Source organism: Paracoccus binzhouensis (assembly GCF_016446475.1).
GTDB lineage: Bacteria > Pseudomonadota > Alphaproteobacteria > Rhodobacterales > Rhodobacteraceae > Paracoccus > Paracoccus binzhouensis.
This window is the reverse complement of record NZ_JAEHFP010000133.1, coordinates 1-18,301: the sequence shown is the minus strand read 5'-3', so window position 1 is coordinate 18,301 and position 18,301 is coordinate 1. Positions and strand designations below refer to the sequence as shown.

At 69.1% G+C, this 18,301-nt stretch carries 18 protein-coding genes and 1 tRNA gene; 12 read left to right on the top strand and 7 right to left on the bottom strand.

The window, feature by feature from the left end; all coding sequences use genetic code 11:
• Positions 1-70: 70 nt before the first annotated feature.
• The 4 genes from I9P22_RS20930 to I9P22_RS20915 all read right to left on the bottom strand — a co-directional run bounded on the left by I9P22_RS20930 (position 71) and on the right by I9P22_RS20915 (position 1,897).
• The gene (locus I9P22_RS20930; protein WP_233253514.1) at positions 71-559 is read right to left on the bottom strand and encodes a phage portal protein; all 489 of its coding nucleotides are present in this window, start codon (positions 557-559) and stop codon (positions 71-73) included.
• 120 nt (positions 560-679) lie between these two features.
• Entirely contained in the window at positions 680-1,090 is a 411-nt protein-coding gene (locus tag I9P22_RS20925; protein WP_199261778.1) for a site-specific integrase, read from the bottom strand.
• Between the two features lie 125 nt (positions 1,091-1,215).
• Positions 1,216-1,731, bottom strand: coding sequence for a DUF6538 domain-containing protein (locus I9P22_RS20920; protein WP_199261776.1), 516 nt, complete (start codon positions 1,729-1,731; stop codon positions 1,216-1,218).
• Positions 1,732-1,822: 91 nt separating this feature from the next.
• Positions 1,823-1,897: transfer RNA gene (locus I9P22_RS20915), tRNA-Thr, on the bottom strand.
• Positions 1,898-2,229: 332 nt separating this feature from the next.
• Between I9P22_RS20915 and murA the strand changes: the two genes are divergently transcribed.
• The 6 genes from murA (at position 2,230) to I9P22_RS20885 (ending at position 7,122) form a co-directional block, all read left to right on the top strand.
• Positions 2,230-3,513 carry a UDP-N-acetylglucosamine 1-carboxyvinyltransferase gene (murA, locus tag I9P22_RS20910; RefSeq protein WP_199261774.1) on the top strand — a complete coding sequence of 428 codons (1,284 nt, stop codon included), beginning with the start codon at positions 2,230-2,232 and terminating at the stop codon, positions 3,511-3,513.
• Positions 3,506-3,985 (top strand): DUF2948 family protein, encoded by a 480-nt coding sequence (locus I9P22_RS20905; protein WP_199261772.1) that lies wholly within the window; start codon positions 3,506-3,508, stop codon positions 3,983-3,985. Before murA ends, I9P22_RS20905 begins: the two co-directional genes overlap by 8 nt.
• Positions 3,986-4,212: 227 nt before the next feature.
• Positions 4,213-5,523, top strand: coding sequence for a histidinol dehydrogenase (hisD, locus tag I9P22_RS20900; RefSeq protein ID WP_199261770.1), 1,311 nt, complete (start codon positions 4,213-4,215; stop codon positions 5,521-5,523).
• On the top strand, positions 5,520-6,008 hold the full coding sequence (locus I9P22_RS20895) for a UPF0262 family protein (protein ID WP_199261768.1): 489 nt from the start codon (positions 5,520-5,522) through the stop codon (positions 6,006-6,008). Before hisD ends, I9P22_RS20895 begins: the two co-directional genes overlap by 4 nt.
• Before the next feature lie 3 nt (positions 6,009-6,011).
• Entirely contained in the window at positions 6,012-6,470 is a 459-nt protein-coding gene (locus tag I9P22_RS20890; protein ID WP_199261766.1) for an arsenate-mycothiol transferase ArsC, read from the top strand.
• Between the two features lie 76 nt (positions 6,471-6,546).
• Entirely contained in the window at positions 6,547-7,122 is a 576-nt protein-coding gene (locus I9P22_RS20885; protein ID WP_199261764.1) for a PAS domain-containing protein, read from the top strand.
• Between the two features lie 43 nt (positions 7,123-7,165).
• Here the strand turns inward: I9P22_RS20885 and edd are convergent, their stop codons facing one another.
• On the bottom strand, positions 7,166-8,968 hold the full coding sequence (gene edd / locus I9P22_RS20880) for a phosphogluconate dehydratase (protein ID WP_199261762.1): 1,803 nt from the start codon (positions 8,966-8,968) through the stop codon (positions 7,166-7,168).
• Between the two features lie 116 nt (positions 8,969-9,084).
• On the opposite strand from edd, the gene I9P22_RS20875 reads away from it, so the two are divergent.
• The 6 genes from I9P22_RS20875 (at position 9,085) to I9P22_RS20850 (ending at position 16,133) form a co-directional block, all read left to right on the top strand.
• The gene (locus I9P22_RS20875; RefSeq protein ID WP_199261760.1) at positions 9,085-10,281 is read left to right on the top strand and encodes an RSP_2647 family RNA methyltransferase; all 1,197 of its coding nucleotides are present in this window, start codon (positions 9,085-9,087) and stop codon (positions 10,279-10,281) included.
• The gene (locus tag I9P22_RS20870; RefSeq protein ID WP_199261758.1) at positions 10,278-10,871 is read left to right on the top strand and encodes an RSP_2648 family PIN domain-containing protein; all 594 of its coding nucleotides are present in this window, start codon (positions 10,278-10,280) and stop codon (positions 10,869-10,871) included. Before I9P22_RS20875 ends, I9P22_RS20870 begins: the two co-directional genes overlap by 4 nt.
• A 77-nt stretch (positions 10,872-10,948) precedes the next feature.
• Entirely contained in the window at positions 10,949-12,400 is a 1,452-nt protein-coding gene (zwf, locus tag I9P22_RS20865) for a glucose-6-phosphate dehydrogenase (protein ID WP_199261756.1), read from the top strand.
• Entirely contained in the window at positions 12,397-13,071 is a 675-nt protein-coding gene (gene pgl, locus I9P22_RS20860) for a 6-phosphogluconolactonase (RefSeq protein WP_199261754.1), read from the top strand. The genes zwf and pgl overlap by 4 nt, the downstream gene beginning before the upstream one ends.
• A 1-nt stretch (position 13,072) precedes the next feature.
• The gene (gene pgi, locus I9P22_RS20855; protein WP_199261752.1) at positions 13,073-14,674 is read left to right on the top strand and encodes a glucose-6-phosphate isomerase; all 1,602 of its coding nucleotides are present in this window, start codon (positions 13,073-13,075) and stop codon (positions 14,672-14,674) included.
• Between the two features lie 169 nt (positions 14,675-14,843).
• Complete coding sequence (locus I9P22_RS20850; RefSeq protein WP_199261750.1) at positions 14,844-16,133, top strand: PQQ-dependent sugar dehydrogenase; 1,290 nt, start codon at positions 14,844-14,846, stop codon at positions 16,131-16,133.
• On the opposite strand, the gene I9P22_RS20845 is transcribed toward I9P22_RS20850, so the two are convergent.
• Together I9P22_RS20845 and I9P22_RS20840 are read right to left on the bottom strand one after the other, a co-directional pair.
• Entirely contained in the window at positions 16,130-17,452 is a 1,323-nt protein-coding gene (locus tag I9P22_RS20845) for an anti-phage deoxyguanosine triphosphatase (RefSeq protein WP_199261748.1), read from the bottom strand. The genes I9P22_RS20850 and I9P22_RS20845 overlap by 4 nt on opposite strands.
• Positions 17,443-18,291 (bottom strand): glycosyltransferase family 2 protein, encoded by an 849-nt coding sequence (locus I9P22_RS20840; protein WP_199261780.1) that lies wholly within the window; start codon positions 18,289-18,291, stop codon positions 17,443-17,445. Before I9P22_RS20840 ends, I9P22_RS20845 begins: the two co-directional genes overlap by 10 nt.
• Positions 18,292-18,301: the final 10 nt, after the last annotated feature.

The window sequence follows — 18,301 nt, the reverse complement described above, 5'->3', positions numbered from 1 at the left end:
GCGCCTGGTTGTACGCGTGCCAGTTGGTGGTCTTGGAGGTCGGCTTCCGAGCTCTGCTCATGCCATTCGGCTACGACATTGGATTCCCAAGGTGAATCTCAGGCATCCTTTGTGAAACAAGGCCGGTTGGTGGCAAAGCCGTGCTGGGTTCGATCCGGTGCAGTTCGAGGGGCTGACCCATGCCGTTGCGCACCACCTGCGCAAAGCCATGGCCGGTTAGCAGTGCATCGCGGGTCAGGTGTTCGCGCAGTTCCTCGGCGCTGGTCCATGGGTTCGCCTCGCCGTGGATCAGTCCATAGGCGGCATGGTCCTTCTGCGCCTCGCGCGTATCGCGGTCGTGCAGCTTGAACGGCAGATTTCCGCAGGCTTCCGAGATAAGCCCGACAGCAGCAGCGACGGCAGGAACGCGCAGGGCGGTTTCGCTGGTGACGGTAACGCCAGACCGGACAGGCAGGCCACCGAATAGGCCGAACGCCTCGGGGCTGGTCAAGGTGAAGGCTTTTTGTTCGGTGACGCCTTGCCCGAACAACCGGGCAAGGCGCTTGGTGATACTCGACAACGTGACACTCGCAAAAATTTATACGTAATAACATTTCATAACTTTTGGTTATTGTAAGTGTGCCATTACCTCGTTTCAAGTTATATTCCGGCAATGCGTCGATCACGCGGGCTTTGGCGATCAAGGAACGTCGCCATAGTCATCGGCTGCGGTGCGGCTGGCATGGCCTTGGATGCCGTCCACCACCCGGCTATCCGCCCCAAGGTCGCGGACTTGCGTCTTGAAGCGATGCCGCCACGCCTGGGAAGGCTGGACGCCCGGTGGGACAAGGTGAAGCTCTTGCAACCATTGCGACACGCGCCCGGCCGTTGTCCGCGCGGATGCCAGATAGCGGGCAGAGGTCTTGCCCGCATGGAACAGCGGGCCGGGCTGGGCTGCCTCCACAAAGTCCATGAAGCCCAAGGCGATCACCTGCCGGTGCAGGGGCACGTCGCGGTAAACGCCCGTCTTGACGCCGCCGGCCTCGGGCGTGATGCGGATAATCCAACGGTCGCCTTCCTTCCACACGTCCTCTTTCCTCAGCTGCGTCATTTCAGCGACGCGGGCACTCGTGAAGGCGCAGAGGATTGGCACCCATCGCTTGGCAGCGGTGATATGGGCGCTTTCACGATGGGCCGGGTTGTCTGTCTGCTTCGGCTGATAGCTGGTCGAGGCTTTCAGGACCGCGATAGCCTCTGCATCGGTATAACCTGCCTCGCGGGCGCGCCGTTTCTTCGCGACCTCCTGCTTGACCGCCTCGGCCTCGTTGGTCGGCAGGCGGTCGTTCTCATACGCCCATCAGCAAGCGCGACCTGACCTGCCCGCGCCCTCTGCATCAGCCTGTCTTGTTCTGCCTCGATTGCATCCATGCTCGGCAGGCGATCCCGTTTCACTTCGTCCTCGGCCAGCATTGCCTGATACCGTTTCCAGACCGCGCTGCCATAATCTGCCGTGGTGATGGGTGTGCGCAGGTCGTTCAGCCGGTCGCCCGCCGTCTTTGCCTCTGCCGCCGCGATCTGGCGCTGTAGGGTCGCCACGGCAGCGGGCAGCGCCTTCATGGCAGCGCGGCGTTCACCGCCTAGCGCCGTGACCAGTTCCGATTTGCCGAGGATGGGGCGAAGATGCGCCGGGACCGAAACACGGGCATAGAATCGCCCGCCCTTGATCTTCAAATTCTTGACCTGCCCAGCCATCCGCAGAATCCCATTTTGACACCAGCACCGGCACCAAAAGAGGCACTAATCCCAGAAAAGCAAGAAATTTTTAGATTTCAATAGGATAAAATGGTGCTGCGAGAGAGGATTGAACTCTCGACCTCTCCCTTACCAAGGGAGTGCTCTACCACTGAGCTACCGCAGCATCGTGGGCGGGGCTTTAGACCGACTGCGCCGGGCGCGCAAGGGGGAAGAATCGGAAAAATGCATTTCGCCAATCGCCGCCGATCCCGCCCGGCCGGTCCCGCCGCCGCTGGACGCAAGCCGGCAAGGACGCTAACAGAAGGCATGACGAAAACACCCCGCGATCCCAGGGCAGACACACGCGAAGCGCGGCTCAAGGCGGCGCTGCGGGCCAATCTTGCACGGCGCAAGGCGCAGGGCCGCGCACGGGCCGGGACGGCAGCAGACGGGACGAACGAGCAGCACGGGCCAGAGAGGCCGGAAAACGGCCGGGCGCCCGGGAACGAGGATTAGATGGACCAGATCATTGTAAGGGGGAACGGGCCGCTCAGGGGCGAGATCCCGATCGCCGGCGCCAAGAACGCATGCCTGACGCTGATGCCGGCGACGCTGCTGACCGATCAGCCGCTGACGCTGACCAATGCGCCGCGGCTCTCGGACATCCGCACCATGACCGAACTGCTGCAATCGCTGGGGGCCGAGGTCGCCAGCCTGCAGGACGGCCAGGTGCTGGCGCTGTCCAGCCACGACCTGACCAGCCACCGCGCCGATTATGACATCGTGCGCAAGATGCGCGCCTCGATTCTGGTGCTGGGGCCGATGCTGGCGCGCGACGGCCATGCCGTGGTCTCGCTGCCCGGTGGCTGCGCCATCGGCGCCCGCCCGGTGGACCTGCACCTGCGCGCGCTCGAGGCGATGGGGGCGGAACTCGACCTGCGCGAGGGCTATGTCCATGCCAAGGCGCCCTCGGGCGGGCTCAGGGGCGCGGTGATCGACTTCCCGCTGGTCTCGGTCGGCGCGACCGAGAACGCGCTGATGGCGGCGACGCTGGCCCGCGGCACCACCATCATCAACAACGCCGCGCGCGAGCCCGAGATCGTCGACCTGGCGGAATGCCTGCGCCGCATGGGCGCGCAGATCGAGGGCGAGGGGACCGCGACCATCACCGTCGAGGGCGTGCAGGCGCTGGGCGGCGCCACGCATCCGGTGGTGACGGACCGGATCGAGCTGGGCACCTACATGCTGGCCCCGGCGATCTGCGGCGGCGAGGTCGAATGCCTGGGCGGCCGCATCGACCTGGTCGCCGCCTTCTGTGAAAAGCTGGACGCGGCCGGGGTGGAGGTGGTCGAGACCGAACGCGGCCTCAAGGTCTCGCGCAAGAACGGCCGGGTGCGCGCCGTGGACGTGGTGACCGAACCCTTCCCCGGCTTCCCGACCGACCTGCAGGCGCAGATGATGGCGCTGCTCTGCACCGCCGAGGGCACCTCGGTGCTCGAGGAGAAGATCTTCGAGAACCGCTTCATGCATGCTCCGGAACTGGCGCGCATGGGCGCCCGGATCGAGGTCCATGGCGGCCACGCCACCGTCCACGGCGTCGAGAAGCTGCGCGGCGCCCCGGTGATGGCCACCGACCTGCGCGCTTCGGTCAGCCTGATCCTGGCCGGGCTTGCCGCCGAGGGCGAGACCATCGTCAGCCGCGTCTATCACCTCGACCGCGGCTACGAGAAGGTGGTGCGCAAGCTGCGCGGCGTCGGCGCCGATATCGAACGCATCAAGGAGGCCCCCGCCGATGGCTGACGCCCGCTTCACCGACGCCGATCCCGCGCCCCTGGCGCTGGTGGCCGGCGATGCCGACGACCTGACGGTGATCTCGGCCCTGGCGCAGGACGCGATCCTGCCGGTGACCGAGATCGCCTATGACGGCCGCCACCGCCAGCTGGCGCTGCTGCTGAACCGCTTCCGCTGGGAGGATGCCGAGCTTGCCCGCCGCGACGGCCGCCCCTATGAGCGGGTGCGCTCGGTGCTGCTGATCTCGGATGTGCGGCGGGTGCAAAGCGACGGCATCGACCGCAAGGACCGGGACCTGATCCTGGAGCTGCTGGCGCTGAGCTGGCAGCCGGGCGAGGATGGCACCGGCCGCTTGCTGCTGGAATTCGCTGGCGACGGCACGCTGGCGGTCGAGGCGGAATGCCTGAATGTCGAGCTGCGCGACGTGACGCGGCCCTACTTGGCGCCCTCGGGCAAGCAGCCCCGGCACCCGGATAGCTGATCCCCCGCAGGCGGGTGCGACGGATCCGCGTATGGCCCGGTCGCCATGGGTATTTGAAGAACGAAGAAGAACATGAAGCCTGGCGGTTGCGTCCTGCTTCTTTGCTCCAGAAATACCCGATCCTGACCGGGCAAGCGGCATAGACGCCGCGGTTCAGGCAGCAGCATAGCCGCTTGAGGCCTTTGGCCCTTGCCGCTAACAAGGTCGGGTCATTGAAGGCCCGAGCCATGCCCATTCACCTTTCGACCGCCCAACCCGATTTTGCCGAGCGCTTCTCGGCGCTTCTGTCCATGAAGCGCGAGGATGCGGCGGACGTGAACGATGCCGTGGCGGCGATCATCGCCGATGTGCGCGGCCGGGGCGATGCGGCGCTGGTCGAACTGACCGGACGCTTCGACCGCCTGGCGCTGACCGCGGAGACCCTGGCTTTCTCGAAGGACGAGATCGCTGCGGAAATTGCGAAGGTCTCGGCCGAGGATCGCGCAGCGCTGGCCATGGCAGCGAACCGCATCCGGGCCTATCACGCCCGGCAGATGCCAGACGATCTCGGCTGGACCGATCCCGAGGGCGCGACCCTGGGCTGGCGCTGGACGCCGGTCTCGGCCGCCGGGCTTTACGTTCCGGGGGGGCAGGCGAGCTATCCCTCCTCGGTGCTGATGAACGCCATCCCGGCGCGGGTGGCGGGGGTCGAGCGGCTGGTGATCTGCGTGCCGACCCCCGACGGGGTGGTGAATCCGCTGGTGCTGCTGGCGGCCGAGCTGGCCGGCGTCGACGAGATCTATCGCATCGGCGGCGCCCAGGCCATCGCCGCCCTGGCCTATGGCACCCAGACCATCCGCCCGGTGGACAAGATCACCGGCCCCGGCAATGCCTATGTCGCGGCGGCCAAGCGGCAGGTCTTCGGCCGCGTCGGCATCGACATGATCGCCGGCCCCTCCGAAGTCCTGATCATCGCCCAAGGCGCGCAGAACCCGGAATGGCTGGCGCTGGACCTGCTGGCCCAGGCCGAGCATGACGCCGATGCCCAGTCGATCCTGATCACCCCGGACGAGGCGCTGGCCCGCGCCGTCGTGGCCGAGGTCGAGCGGCTGCTGCCGACCCTGCCGCGCGCCACCGTGGCCGGGGCGAGTTGGCGCGACTATGGCACGGTGATCGTGACCCGCGACCTCGACGAGGCGGCGGCGCTTTCCGACCGGCTGGCGCCCGAGCATCTGGAGCTTTGCGTGGACGACCCCGAAGCGCTGGCGGAAAAGACCCGCCATGCCGGGGCGATCTTCCTGGGCGGCTGGACGCCCGAGGCGGTGGGCGATTACGTCAGCGGCCCGAATCACGTTCTGCCCACGGCGCGCTCGGCGCGGTTCTCCTCGGGCCTGTCGGTGATGGATTTCCTCAAGCGCACCACGTTGGCCCGGCTTTCGCCCGAGGCGTTGGGGGCGATCGGCCCGGCGGCGGTGCGGCTGGCCGAATCCGAGGGGCTGTCGGCGCATGGCCGCTCGGTCTCGGCGCGGCTGGCAGCGCTGAACGGGGAACGGCCATGAGCCGGCCCACCGACCGGCTGTGCCGGATCGACATCGACGACAGCGCGTTGCCGCCGCCCACGCCCGAGATCGAGCAGGACCGCCGCGTCGCGGTCTTCGACCTGCTCGAGGACAACAGCTTCGTTCTGCCCGGCCGCGACGGGCAGGAGGTGCCCCCCGGTCCCTATGCGCTGGCTCTGGCGGTGCGCGAGAGGCGACTGGTCTTCGACATCGCCACCGAATCCGGCGGCAAGGTGGCCGAGTTCCACCTGTCGCTGGGCCCGTTCCGGCAGACGGTCAAGGATTACTTCCAGATCTGCACCAGCTATTTCGACGCGGTGAAGCGCCTGCCGCCGGCGCAGATCGAGGCCATCGACATGGCCCGGCGCGGTATCCACAACGAAGGCGCCCGCACCCTGCAGGAACGGCTGGAGGGCAAGGCCGAGGTCGATATCGACACCGCGCGGCGACTGTTCACCCTGATCTGCGCCCTGGTCCCGGAGTGATTCGTGGCCGGACCGATTCCCCATTCGGTGCTGTTCTGCTGCGATCACAACGCCATCCGCTCCCCCATGGCCGAGGGGATGATGAAGAAGTTCTACGGCCGCGCCGCCTATGTACAGTCGGCGGGGGTCAGGAACGACATGGAGATCGACGGCTTCGCCATCGCCGTCTGCAAGGAGATCGGCGTCGAGCTCTCCACCCATCGCTCGCGTTCCTTCGAGGAGATGAAGGCCTGGGGCGACGATCTGACCAGCTTCGACCTGGTGATCGCGCTGTCGCCGGCCAGCCAGAGGCAAGCCCTTGAACTGACGCGGGTTTCGCATCTGGACGTGGAATATTGGCCGATCATGGACCCCAGTGGCCTGGCCGAGGGGCGCGAGGCCAAGCTGGCGCTTTACCGCACTATCCGCGACCAGATCCGCAAGCGGATGATCGAGCGTTTCGGCCCGCCGACCGAAGCCTGAGAAAAATTCCGGGCGCGCTAACGGAATCTTAGCCTATTGCCGCAATGCTGCCGGAAACCCCTTGCAGGAGCTGCGCATGACCGAAATCCGGCGGCTTGACCACGACCTCGAATGGGCCCTGCGCGCCATGGGCACGCATCGCGCGGTGCTCGTCCTTGATCTCGCCGGCCGTATCGTGGCGGTGAACCAGACCTGCCTGGGCATGTGCGGCTATCGCCGGGAGGAACTGATCGGCCGGCCGGTGGTCATGCTGCTGGACCCGTCGGAAAAGGCGCCGACCCGGTTGCAGCAGGTGCTGGAGACGGCGGGGGGCCGCGAATCGCGCATCCACGGGCTGGCGCAGCTTGCCAAGTCAGGGCGGCGTTTCCGGGTCGATGCCCGCATCTGCCCGATCCGCGACGATCAGGGGCGGGTCTGCCTGAACGTGCTGTTCCTGCGCGAACCGGCCGAGGAGGCCGGGCCGCTGCGCCTGGTGCTGCCCGAGGCGATGGGCATGGGGCAGGTGATCCGCCTGCCGCGCCCCGTGCCCGGCCTGCCAACGTCTGGCCCAGCCATCTCTGGCCGGCCGATATCCGGCCCGTGCCGGCGGTGGCCGGCCGAAGCCGCCGAGGCCGAGGCGGGCGCGCGGCTGGCGACCCGCTGCGAGCCGTGATCGGCGGTGCCGGGCCGGTAGGGGACGGGCCGGCGGGGGCGGGTCAGACGACGACCGCCGCGCCCTCGGTGGCCGGGCCGACATGGCGGCGGAAGGCGGCGAAAAGCTCCCGCCCAAGCCCCTCGGCCGAAGGCGCGGGGTCGTGTTCGGCCGGCGCGCGGTCCGCGAACCCCTCGGCCAGGCAGGTCAGCGTTCCGCTGGCCGCATCCAGCCGGACCATGTCGCCGTCCCGCAGGCGCGCCAGCGGCCCGCCATCGGCGGCCTCGGGCGAGATGTGGATGGCCGCGGGCACCTTGCCCGAGGCGCCGGACATGCGGCCGTCGGTGACCAGCGCCACCCGCAGCCCGCGATCCTGCAGCACCGCCAGCGTCGGGGTCAGCGAATGCAGCTCGGGCATGCCGTTGGCGCGCGGGCCCTGGAAGCGGACGACGACCACCACGTCCTCGGTGAACTCGCCGCGCTTGAAGGCGGCCTTCACCTCCTCCTGGTCGGAGAACACCCGGGCGGGGGCCTCGATGACATGACGCTCGGGCGCCACGGCCGAGACCTTGATGACGCCGCGGCCCAGATTGCCGGAGAGCTGCTTCAGCCCGCCGGTCGGGGCGAAGGGATCGGCGGCCGGGCGCAGGATCTTGTCGTTCAGCGTCTCGCGCGCGCCCGCGACCCATTCGACGCGGCCGTCCTTCAGCTTCGGCTCGCTGGCATAGGCGCCAAGCCCGCCGCCGGCGATGGTGCGCACGTCCTCGTGCAGCAGGCCGGCCTCCAGCAGCTGGCCGATCATGTAGCCCAGCCCGCCGGCGGCGTGGAAATGGTTCACGTCGGCCAGCCCGTTGGGATAGACCCGGGCCATCAGCGGCACGGTCTCGGACAGGTCGTGGAAATCCTCGAGGTCCAGGATCACCCCCGCCGCCCGCGCCATGGCCGGCAGGTGCAGCACCAGGTTGGTCGAGCCGCCGGTCGCCATCAGCCCGACGATGCCGTTGACGAAGGCGCGCTCGTCCAGCACCTCGCCCGCCGGCAGGTAGTCGTTGCCCAGGCGCGTGATCGAGGCCGCGCGCGCGACGGCGGCGCTGGTCAGCGCCTCGCGCAGCGGCGTGTTCGGGTTCACGAAGCTGGAGCCGGGCAGGTGCAGGCCCATGAACTCCATCAGCATCTGGTTGGTGTTCGCGGTGCCGTAGAAGGTGCAGGTGCCCGGCGCGTGGTAGCTGGCCATCTCGGCCGCCATCAACGCCTCGCGCCCGACCTCGCCGGTGGCGAATTGCTGGCGGACCTTGGATTTCTCGTCATTGGGCAGGCCCGAGGGCATCGGCCCGGCCGGCACGAAGACCGCCGGGATATGGCCGAAGGTGCCGGCGGCGATGATCAGCCCCGGCACGATCTTGTCGCAGACGCCCAGATACAGCGCCGCGTCGAAGACGTCATGGGTCAGCGCCACGCCCGAGGCCAGCGCGATCACGTCGCGGGAAAACAGCGACAGCTCCATCCCCGGCCGGCCTTGCGTCACCCCGTCGCACATCGCCGGCACGCCGCCCGCCACCTGCGCCGTGGCGCCCGCCGCATGGGCGGCCTGCCGGATCAGGTCCGGGTAGCGCTCATAGGGCTGGTGGGCCGAGAGCATGTCGTTATAGGCGGTGACGATGCCGATGTTCGGCTTGCGGGTGGTGGCAAGATCCTGCTTGTCGGGCATGGCGGCATAGGCGTGGGCCTGGTTGCCGCAGGACAGATGCGCGCGGCGCGGCCCTTCCTCGGCGGCGCGGGCGATCTTGGCCAGATAGGCGCTGCGGCTATGGATCGAACGCTCGCGGATGCGGTCGGTCACCCGGTCGATGGTGGCGTGCAGGGTCATGGCTCGCTTCTCCTTTGCCGCCAATGTATCTTGTTAGCGGTAACATTGCAACTGGCCGGCTCTTGCCCGCGGACGCTTGCCGTGGCAATCCTGCCGCGTTTTGCACGAGGGCCGCCATGACTGCCGACCTGCCCATCATCCGATTGCGCCCGAAATCCAGGCCGCAGGCGATCCGCCACGGCTTTCCCTGGGTCTTTGCCGACGAGCTGGTGACCGACCGGCGCACGCGGGCGATCCCGCCCGGCAGCTTTGCGCTGCTCGAGGATGCCGAACGCCGGCCGCTGGGCCTGGTGACGGTGAACCCCGAATCGAAGATCATCGCCCGGGTGATGGATCCCGATCCGCAGGCGCGGATCACCCGCGACTGGATCGCCACGCGGCTGGCCCGGGCGCTGGCGCTGCGCGAGCGGCTGTTCGAGGCGCCCTTCTACCGGCTGGTCCATGCCGAGGCCGACGGGTTGCCCGGCACCGTCATCGACCGTTTCGGCGATGCCGCGGTGATCCAGCCCAACGCCGCCTGGGCCGAGCGCCTGGTCGAGGAGATCGCCGCGGCGCTGCGCGATGTCGCCGGCGTCTCGACGGTGATCCTGAACGGGCAGGGTCGGGCGCGCGGGCTGGAAGGGCTGCCCGAGCGGATGGAGCTCATGTCGGGGGCCGTCCCCGGCCCCGTCGAGGTGCCGATGAACGGCGCCATCTACCTGGCCGACCTGCTGGGCGGGCAGAAGACCGGGCTGTTCTATGACCAGCGCCCCAACCATGCCTTCGCGCAACGGCTGGCGCGCGGCCAGCGGGTGCTGGACGTGTTCTCGCATGTCGGCGGCTTCGGGCTGGCGGCGCTGGCGGCGGGGGCGGCCCATGCCACCTGCATCGACGGTTCGGCCGCGGCGCTGGAGCTGGCGCGGGGCGGCGCGCGCGCCATGGATGCCGAGGCGCGGCTGACCACCCGCCAGGGCGACGCCTTCGCGCAGATGGAGGCGCTGGCCGCCGAGGGCGCGCAGTTCGACCTGGTGATCTGCGACCCGCCGGCCTTCGCGCCCTCGAAACCGGCGCTGGAGGCGGGCCTGCGCGCCTATGAGCGGGTGGCGAAGCTGGCCGCGCCGCTGGTGGCGCCCGGCGGATATCTGGGCCTGTGTTCCTGCAGCCATGCCGCCGACCTGAACGCCTTCCGCAATGCCAGCGCCCGCGGCATCGGCCGCGGCGGGCGGCGGATGCAGCTGCTGCATACCGGCCAGGCCGGGCCGGACCACCCGACGCTGCCGCAGCTGGCCGAGACCGGCTATCTCAAGGCGCTGTTCTTCCGGCTGGACGGATGAAGGCGGTCCTGGACGCCTGCGTGCTGTTCCCGACCGTGCTGCGGGAAATCCTGGTCGGCACGGCGGCGGCAGGGCTGTTCCGGCCGCTCTGGTCGCGTCGCATCCTGGACGAATGGCGCCATGCGGCCAGCCGGCAGGGCAGCGATGCCGGGGTCGAGATCGCGCTGCTGGAATCACGCTTCCCGCAGGCGCTGGTCGAGCCGGGGCAGGGCGTGCTTGGCTTCGACCTGCCCGATCCGGCCGACCGGCATGTCGCCGAATGCGCGCTGGCGGCGGGGGCCGAGGCCATCGTCACCGCGAATCTGCGCGACTTTCCGGCCCGGCTGCTGGCCCCGGCCGGGCTGCGGGCCATTCACCCGGACGAATTCCTGCGCGACCTTTACCTGCAGACGCCCGTGCCCGTGCTCGCGGCCATCGCCGCGACCGAGGCCCGGGCCCGCGCCGCCGGCGGCGCCCTGAGCCGCAAGGAGTTGATGCGCCGCGCCCGACTGCCGCGGCTGGCCAAGGCCATCGCCCGGCTGGAAACCCCGGAATCGGCGGCCTTTCCGCCGCCCGTTGCGCATGGCATCCCCCGGCGGGAACAGGACTGAGCATGAGGATCGGATTGCAGGACTTGATGTTACCGCTAACATCAGCTAATCGGCAGATCAGCGATGAGGAGGCAGCGATGGTTTCACGCATCATTCCGGTTGAGGATTTCGACCTGGTGATCTTTGGTGCGACCGGCGACCTGGCCCGGCGCAAGATCGTGCCCGGCCTCTATCGGCGGTTCGTGGCGGGGCAGGTGCCGGGCAGCGCCCGCATCATCGGCGCCGCCCGCACCCGCCAGGACGACGAGGCATTCCGCGCAGACATGCGCCAGGCGATCCGCGAATTCGTCGGCAAGCACGAGGACGAGGCGCAGGTCGCGGCCTTCCTGGACATGCTGGGCTATGTCGCCATCGACGCCCGCGGCACGGAAGGCTGGGCGGCGCTGAAGGCCCGCACCCGGCCCGGGGTCGTGCATGCCTTCTATTTCTCGGTCGCGCCGGCGCTGTTCGGCGACATCGCCGAGCGCCTGGCCTCGAACGGCATTGCCGACGCCGACAGCCGCATCGTGGTCGAGAAGCCCTTCGGCCGCGACCTGGAAACGGCACGGGCGCTCAACGCCACCCTGGCGCGGCATTTCGTCGAACGGCAGATCTACCGGATCGACCATTACCTGGGCAAGGAAACCGTCCAGAACCTGATGGCGGTGCGCTTCGCCAACATCCTGTTCGAGCCGCTGTGGAACGCGCAATATGTGGACCATGTGCAGATCACCGTGGCCGAGACGGTCGGCGTCGGCGGCCGCGGCGAATATTACGACCATTCCGGCGCCATGCGCGACATGGTGCAGAACCACCTGATGCAGCTTCTGTGCCTGATCGCCATGGAGCCGCCTTATCACATCGATTCGGACGCGGTGCGCGACGAGAAGCTCAAGGTGATCCGGGCGCTCGAACCGGTGTCGGCCGGCGACATCGTGCGCGGCCAGTATCTGGCCGGCCCCGACGGTCCCGGCTATCTCGAGGATGCCGAGAACCCGGCCTCGCGCACGGAAAGCTTCGTCGCGCTCAAGGTGCATATCGCCAACTGGCGCTGGACCGGCACGCCCTTCTACCTGCGCACCGGCAAGCGGCTGCGCGCCCGCACCAGCGAGATCGTCATCACCTTCAAGGAGCCGCCGCATTCGCTGTTCGACGACAGCGGCACCCACAAGGCCAACCAGCTCGTCATCAAGCTGCAACCGAACGAGGGCATGGTGCTCAGCGTGATGATCAAGGAGCCGGGGCCCGGCGGCATGCGCCTGGTGCAGGTGCCGCTGGACATGAGCTTTGCCGATGCGCTGGGGGCCGACGGCACCGACATGCCCGACGCCTACGAGCGGCTGATCATGGATGTGATCCGCGGCAACCAGACCCTGTTCATGCGCGGCGACGAGGTCGAGGCCGCCTGGGCCTGGACCGACCCGATCATTGCCGCATGGGAGAACGGCTCGAAGCGGCCGGAACCCTACGACCCGGGCTCGAGCGGCCCGGAGGAGGCGCTGCGCCTGCTGCATCGCGACAACCGCCGCTGGAGGGAGATCCGCTCATGAGCGTGGAATTCATCGAATATGCCGATCGCGAGATGCTGTTCCTGTCCCTGGCGGACCGGCTGGCCGGCCAGCTGTCGCAGCATCTGCGGGTGAACGACACCGCCAGTCTCTGCGTGCCGGGCGGCACCACGCCGGCGCCGCTCTACGACTATCTCTCGGGCAGCGAGGTGGACTGGGCGCGCGTCACCGTGCTGCTCAACGACGAACGCTGGGTTGACGGAGAGCATCTGCGCTCGAACGGCCGGCTGTTGCGCCGCCACCTGCTCAAGGACAAGGCGGCGGCGGCGCGTTACATCGACCTCTATACCGGCGACGCGCGCCCCGAGGACGCGGTGCAGGCGCTGTCCGAGGCCATCGTCCCGCATCTGCCGCTGACCGTGCTGCTTCTGGGCATGGGCACCGACATGCACACGGCCAGCCTGTTTCCCTCGGCTTCCGAAACCGTGCTGGCGCTGGCGCCCGACGCGCCGCCGGTGATGGCTGTCAACAGCATCAAGGACGAGCCGCGGATCACCCTGACCGCCTCGGCGCTGAAGGGCGCGATCAACACCCATCTTCTGATCGCCGGGGCCGACAAGCGCGAGGCCTTCGAGCGCGCCCAGGGCCTCGACCCGACCGAGGCGCCGATCCGCGCCTTCCTTGGCGACATCACCGTGCATTGGGCGGAATGACATGAGCATCTGGAGCCGACTGCAAGACCATCGCAAATCCCAGGGCGCGCTGCGGATCGAGGCGCTGTTCGCCGCCGATCCCGACCGCGCCGCCGGCTTTTCCACCAGCGCCGAAGGGCTGGTTCTGGACTGGTCCAAGACCATGATCGACGCGCAGGCCCGCGAGCTGCTCCTGGAGCTTGCCGCCCCGGTCCCCGAGCGCCGCGAGGCCATGTTCGCCGGCCAGCGCATCAACGAGACCGAGGACCGCGCCGTGCTGCACACCGCGCTGCGCAACCTCGGCGCCAGCGTCTCGGTCGACGGCCAGGACGTCATGCCCGAGGTGCGCGCCACCCACGCCCGCATGCGCGCCTTTGCCGATGCCGTCCGCGACGGCAGCTTCGCGGGGCAGGGCGGCAAGATCACCGACGTGATCAACATCGGCATCGGCGGCTCGGACCTGGGCCCGGCCATGGCGACGCGCGCGCTGTCGCCCTGGCACGACGGGCCGCGGCTGCATTTCGTCTCGAACGTGGACGGGGCCGACATCGCCGACACGCTGAAAGGGCTCGATCCGGCGACGACCCTGGTCATCTTCGCCTCCAAGACCTTCACCACCATCGAGACCATGACCAACGCCAGGACCGCGCTGGACTGGATGGCGGCCAGCGTCACCCAGCCGGCGCAGCAATTCGCGGCGCTGTCCTCGGCCACGGCCAGGACGGCGGAATGGGGCATCGACGCCGCCCGCGTCTTTGGCTTCGAGGATTGGGTCGGCGGCCGCTATTCCATGTGGGGGCCGATCGGCCTGTCGCTGATGATCGCTATCGGGCCCGAACAGTTCGACCGCTTCCTGGCCGGCGGCGCGGCCATGGACCGGCATTTCCGCCAGGCGCCGCTGGCGGAGAACCTGCCGGTGATCCTGGCGCTGGTCGGCATCTGGCATCACCAGGTCTGCGGCTACGGCACCCGCGCCGTGCTGCCCTATGACAACCGTCTCGGCCGGCTGCCGGCCTATCTGCAGCAGCTGGAAATGGAATCGAACGGCAAGCGCGTGGCCATGGACGGCAGCGAGCTGACCGTCCCCTCGGGCCCGGTGGTCTGGGGCGAGCCCGGCACCAACGGCCAGCACGCCTTCTACCAGCTGATCCACCAGGGCACCGCCGTCGTGCCCTGCGAATTCATCATCGCCGCCCGCGGCCACGAGCCGGAGCTTGCGCATCACCACCTGCTGCTGATCGCCAATTGCCTGGCGCAATCCGAGGCGCTGATGCGCGGCCGCTCGCTCGACGAGGCGCGCGTCCTGATGCAGGCCAAGGGCCTCAGCGGCGCGGAACTGGAACGCCAGGCCCGCCACCGCGTTTTCCCGGGCAACCGCCCCTCGACCACGCTGCTGATCTCGGAACTCGACCCCTACACGCTGGGCCAGATCGTTGCGCTCTACGAGCACCGGGTCTTCGTCGAGGGCGTGATCCTGGGCATCAACAGCTTCGACCAATGGGGGGTCGAGCTTGGCAAGGAACTGGCGCTGAAGGTCGCGCCGCTGCTGGAAGGCAAGCCTGCCCCCGGCCACGACCCCTCGACCGAGCAGCTGGCGCAACTGATCCGCGACGCACGGGCCTGACCTGCTTCGTTCCCCAAATACTCATGGACGGCGCCGCCCCCGCCGAAGGGGCCGGGGCCCCGCGATCCGGGCACGGCAAGCCGGGCCCCCAAATCAGGATTGACCCGCGCCGCATCCCGGCTAGCCTCGGCTTGCGCGAAGCGGAAGGGCGCAAAAGAAAGGGCTGGGCATGGATCTGCTGGCGAAGGCGACGGAAATCCTGGGCGGCGCGATGGTGCTGCTGCGGCGCATGGGTGCGCCCCGCATGGCGGCCTTCGGCCCCAGTCCCGCCATCCCCCAGGCGAAGAAACAGGGCATCATGACGCTGAAGATGCCCACCGCCCGCGGCTGGGCGCCGGGGCAGCAGCCCAAGGCCGCGCCCGGCCTGCGCGTCAACGCCTTCGCCCGCGAGCTGCAGCACCCGCGCTGGATCGAGGTGCTGCCCAATGGCGACGTGTTGGTGGCCGAGGCGCTGCAGGAACCCACGCCGCCGAAATCGCTGCTCGACCGCGCCACCCAGGCCACCATGCGCCGGGCCCGGGCATTGGGGACCAGCGCCAACCGCATCACGCTGTGGCGCGACAGCGACGGCGACGGCGTGGCCGAAACGCGCGAGGTCTTCCTGGAGGGCCAGCGCCAGCCCTTCGGCATGGCCCTGGTCGGCGAAACCTTTTTCGTCGGCAATACCGACGGCATCGTCGCCTTCGCCTATGAACCCGGCGCGACCCGGCTGACCGGGCCGGGCCGGCGGCTGGTCGAGTTCAAGCCGGGCGGGCACTGGACGCGCAGCCTGATCGTCTCGCCCGACCGCAAGCGGCTTTACTGCGGCGTCGGCTCGCTGACCAACATCGCCGACGAGGGCATGGAGGCCGAGGAAGGCCGCGCCGCCATCTGGGAGCTGGAGCTGGAAACCGGCCGGGCGCGGATCTTCGCCTCGGGCCTGCGCAATCCGGTCGGCCTGGCCTGGGAGCCCGCGACCGGCGCGCTCTGGACGGTGGTGAACGAACGCGACGGGCTGGGCGACGAGACGCCGCCCGATTACCTGACCTCGGTGCAGGACGGCGGCTTCTATGGCTGGCCCTATTGCTACTGGGGGCAGACCGTGGACGACCGCGTGCCGCAGGACCCGGCCGAGGTCGCCCGCGCCATCACCCCCGATTACGCGCTGGGCGGGCATACCGCCTCGCTGGGCCTGTGCTGGATGCCCGAGGGCACGCTGCCCGGCTTTCCGGACGGCATGGTGATCGGCCAGCACGGCTCCTGGAACCGCTCGACCCTGTCCGGCTACAAGCTGATCTTCGTGCCCTTCTCCGGCGGCCGGCCCTCGGGTCCGCCGCGCGACATCCTCTGGGGCTTCCTGTCCGAGGACGAGCGGCATTCCTATGGCCGCCCGGTCGGCGTCGCCGTCGGCCCGGACGGCCGGTCGCTCCTGATGGCCGATGACGTGGGCGACGTGATCTGGCGGGTCAGCGCCGCCTAGAGCCGGTCGAAGACCGAGCCCATGCGCGGTGCGAACAGCCGCTCATAGGTCCGCAGCAAGGCGGTATCGGTCATGGCGGCGACGCAATCGCAGATGATGCGCAGCCCGTCCCCGTTTTCGCCCTCGGCCGCGGCGAAGCGCGCCCGCCATTCGCCGGGCAGCAGCCGGCCGGGGTCCGAGCGCAGCGCCTCGAAGACCTCGACCACCATGGCCTGGCCCTTGAATTCCAGCTGCTGAACCCCGGCGCTGCGGATCACCCGGTCGAAGATGAAACCCTTGAGCGTGCCGAGGAAGCGGCGCGGCCCTTCGGCCAGTTCGACGCGATGGCGCAGCAGCGGATCGCGGAAGCCGGGCTCCTCGCGGAAGCGCACCGCGCCGATGAAGTGATGCACCAGCGCGCCGATGCAGCGCTTGCGGGCGGCGGGCGGGCCGAAAAGCTGCGCCATCATCCGGTCATGACCGCCGAACCCGCCGCTGGCGTCGGGCGACACCGCGGCGCGGAATTCCTGGGCCGAAACCAGCCCCAGCGCGATGGCGTCCTCGAGGTCGTGGACGCCATAGGCGATGTCGTCGGCCACGTCCATGATGCTGCAATCCAGCGACTTGTGCAGCGTGGTCGCATGACCGCCGGCATGGGCGCGGATCTCGGCAAAGCGCTGCCGGTCCTCGGGGTCGAGCGGTGCGAGGATCCAGTCCACCACGCCGCTTTCGCAATCCAGGTGGCATTTCGGCGGCGTCGAGGCCGCTGCGTCGATGCTGCGCAGCACCGACAGCGCATCATGCAGGCGCGGGCGCAGCGCCGGGTTCTGCAGCCGCGACCGGCTGGCGGGATATTTCAGCACCCCCAGCAGGCTGCGGCGCGTCAGGTTCACGCCGGGCTCGGGCGCCGCATCGACGGGCTGGGACAGCAGGCGCAGGGTCTGGCCGTTGCCCTCGAAGCCGCCGGCATCGCGCATGCACCAGTTCAGCGCCGCCTCGCCACCATGGCCGAAGGGCGGATGGCCCAGGTCATGGGCGCAGGCGATGGCCTGGATCATGCTGCGGCCGGGCAGGGCGGCCGTGGCGGGATGCTGGGGGAACGTCCCCTGCAATTGCTGCACCAGCCCGCCGGCGATCTGCGCCACCTCCAGCGAATGCGTCAGCCGGGTGCGGTAGAAATCGCTGTCGCCCAGGTTCAGGATCTGGGTCTTGCCCTGCAGCCGGCGAAAACCGGCGGAATGGATGACGCGGGCATAGTCCACGTCGCCCTCGTCGCGGAAATCGTCGGCGGGGTGGGTGCGGGGCTCGCGCCGTGCCAGCCAGGCGGGATCTAGAACCATTGTCCCGGCTCCATCAGGCCGAAATCCATCAGCTGCTGCGAACTCCAGCGGAAGGGATGCGAGTTGCGCCAGCGGAAGCTGCGGATATGCTCGCGCGAGCCGGGGTTCTTCGCTAGCGCCTTGGCCACCCGGAACGAGGCCACCGCCGCGGTCAGGTTGTGATGCCAGGGACAGGCATAGGTGTTGTATTCCTCGACGTTGAAGCGGTGGTCGGGCAGCAGCCGCAGCCCGGGCCGGGTGCGGAACAGCGCGATGCGGTCGATGCGGCGGCGGTCCTGGGGGATGTGCTCCTCGAAGCGCCAGCGCAGCCCGCCATGGAAGTCCAGTTGCCGCTCCTTGTGGCGGCCCTGGCGGTCGGTGCGGCCAAGCGCGAAATAGCCCGAGCGGTCGAACATCGCTTCCTCGAGGCTGACGGCGTCGGGAAAGCGCTGCAGGTCGGGGGCGTAGAGGTCCACGACATAGGCCAGCATGGCGCTGCGCCGCTCCTCGGCGTGAAAGGCCAGCATCTCGCCCACGGTGCGGTGTTCCGAGAAGGGATAGAACAGGAATTCGGCGTTGTAGCCGTAATAGAGCCAGGTGCCCTCGGGCAGCAGTTCGATGGCGGTGTTCACCGCCTCGACATGGGCGCGGGCGCGGCGCGATTCGTGGCGCAGGTTGACGATCCGGTCGGTGCCGGCCTCGGGGATGGCCTGGGCGGGCAGCGGCTCGGGCGACAGCGCCAGGATCAGCCGGAAGCCGGCGCGCAGGTGATGCTCCAGCGTCTGGGCGACGGCCACCTCGTCCTCGATCAGCACAAGCGCGATCGGGCCCTTGGCCAGACGGTCGGGCGATTCGCGCAGGAACCGGGCG

Excerpts from the sequence above, each read along its gene's own strand:
- I9P22_RS20845 (WP_199261748.1), bottom strand. The coding sequence starts at position 17,452 with ATGGTTCTAGATCCCGCCTGGCTGGCACGGCGCGAGCCCCGCACCCAC.
- I9P22_RS20925 (WP_199261778.1), bottom strand. The coding sequence starts at position 1,090 with ATGACGCAGCTGAGGAAAGAGGACGTGTGGAAGGAAGGCGACCGTTGG.
- hisD (WP_199261770.1), top strand. The coding sequence starts at position 4,213 with ATGCCCATTCACCTTTCGACCGCCCAACCCGATTTTGCCGAGCGCTTC.
- pgl (WP_199261754.1), top strand. The coding sequence starts at position 12,397 with ATGAGCGTGGAATTCATCGAATATGCCGATCGCGAGATGCTGTTCCTG.
- I9P22_RS20920 (WP_199261776.1), bottom strand. The coding sequence starts at position 1,731 with ATGGCTGGGCAGGTCAAGAATTTGAAGATCAAGGGCGGGCGATTCTAT.
- pgi (WP_199261752.1), top strand. The coding sequence starts at position 13,073 with ATGAGCATCTGGAGCCGACTGCAAGACCATCGCAAATCCCAGGGCGCG.
- I9P22_RS20885 (WP_199261764.1), top strand. The coding sequence starts at position 6,547 with ATGACCGAAATCCGGCGGCTTGACCACGACCTCGAATGGGCCCTGCGC.
- I9P22_RS20905 (WP_199261772.1), top strand. The coding sequence starts at position 3,506 with ATGGCTGACGCCCGCTTCACCGACGCCGATCCCGCGCCCCTGGCGCTG.
- I9P22_RS20870 (WP_199261758.1), top strand. The coding sequence starts at position 10,278 with ATGAAGGCGGTCCTGGACGCCTGCGTGCTGTTCCCGACCGTGCTGCGG.
- I9P22_RS20850 (WP_199261750.1), top strand. The coding sequence starts at position 14,844 with ATGGATCTGCTGGCGAAGGCGACGGAAATCCTGGGCGGCGCGATGGTG.
- I9P22_RS20895 (WP_199261768.1), top strand. The coding sequence starts at position 5,520 with ATGAGCCGGCCCACCGACCGGCTGTGCCGGATCGACATCGACGACAGC.
- zwf (WP_199261756.1), top strand. The coding sequence starts at position 10,949 with ATGGTTTCACGCATCATTCCGGTTGAGGATTTCGACCTGGTGATCTTT.
- edd (WP_199261762.1), bottom strand. The coding sequence starts at position 8,968 with ATGACCCTGCACGCCACCATCGACCGGGTGACCGACCGCATCCGCGAG.
- murA (WP_199261774.1), top strand. The coding sequence starts at position 2,230 with ATGGACCAGATCATTGTAAGGGGGAACGGGCCGCTCAGGGGCGAGATC.
- I9P22_RS20875 (WP_199261760.1), top strand. The coding sequence starts at position 9,085 with ATGACTGCCGACCTGCCCATCATCCGATTGCGCCCGAAATCCAGGCCG.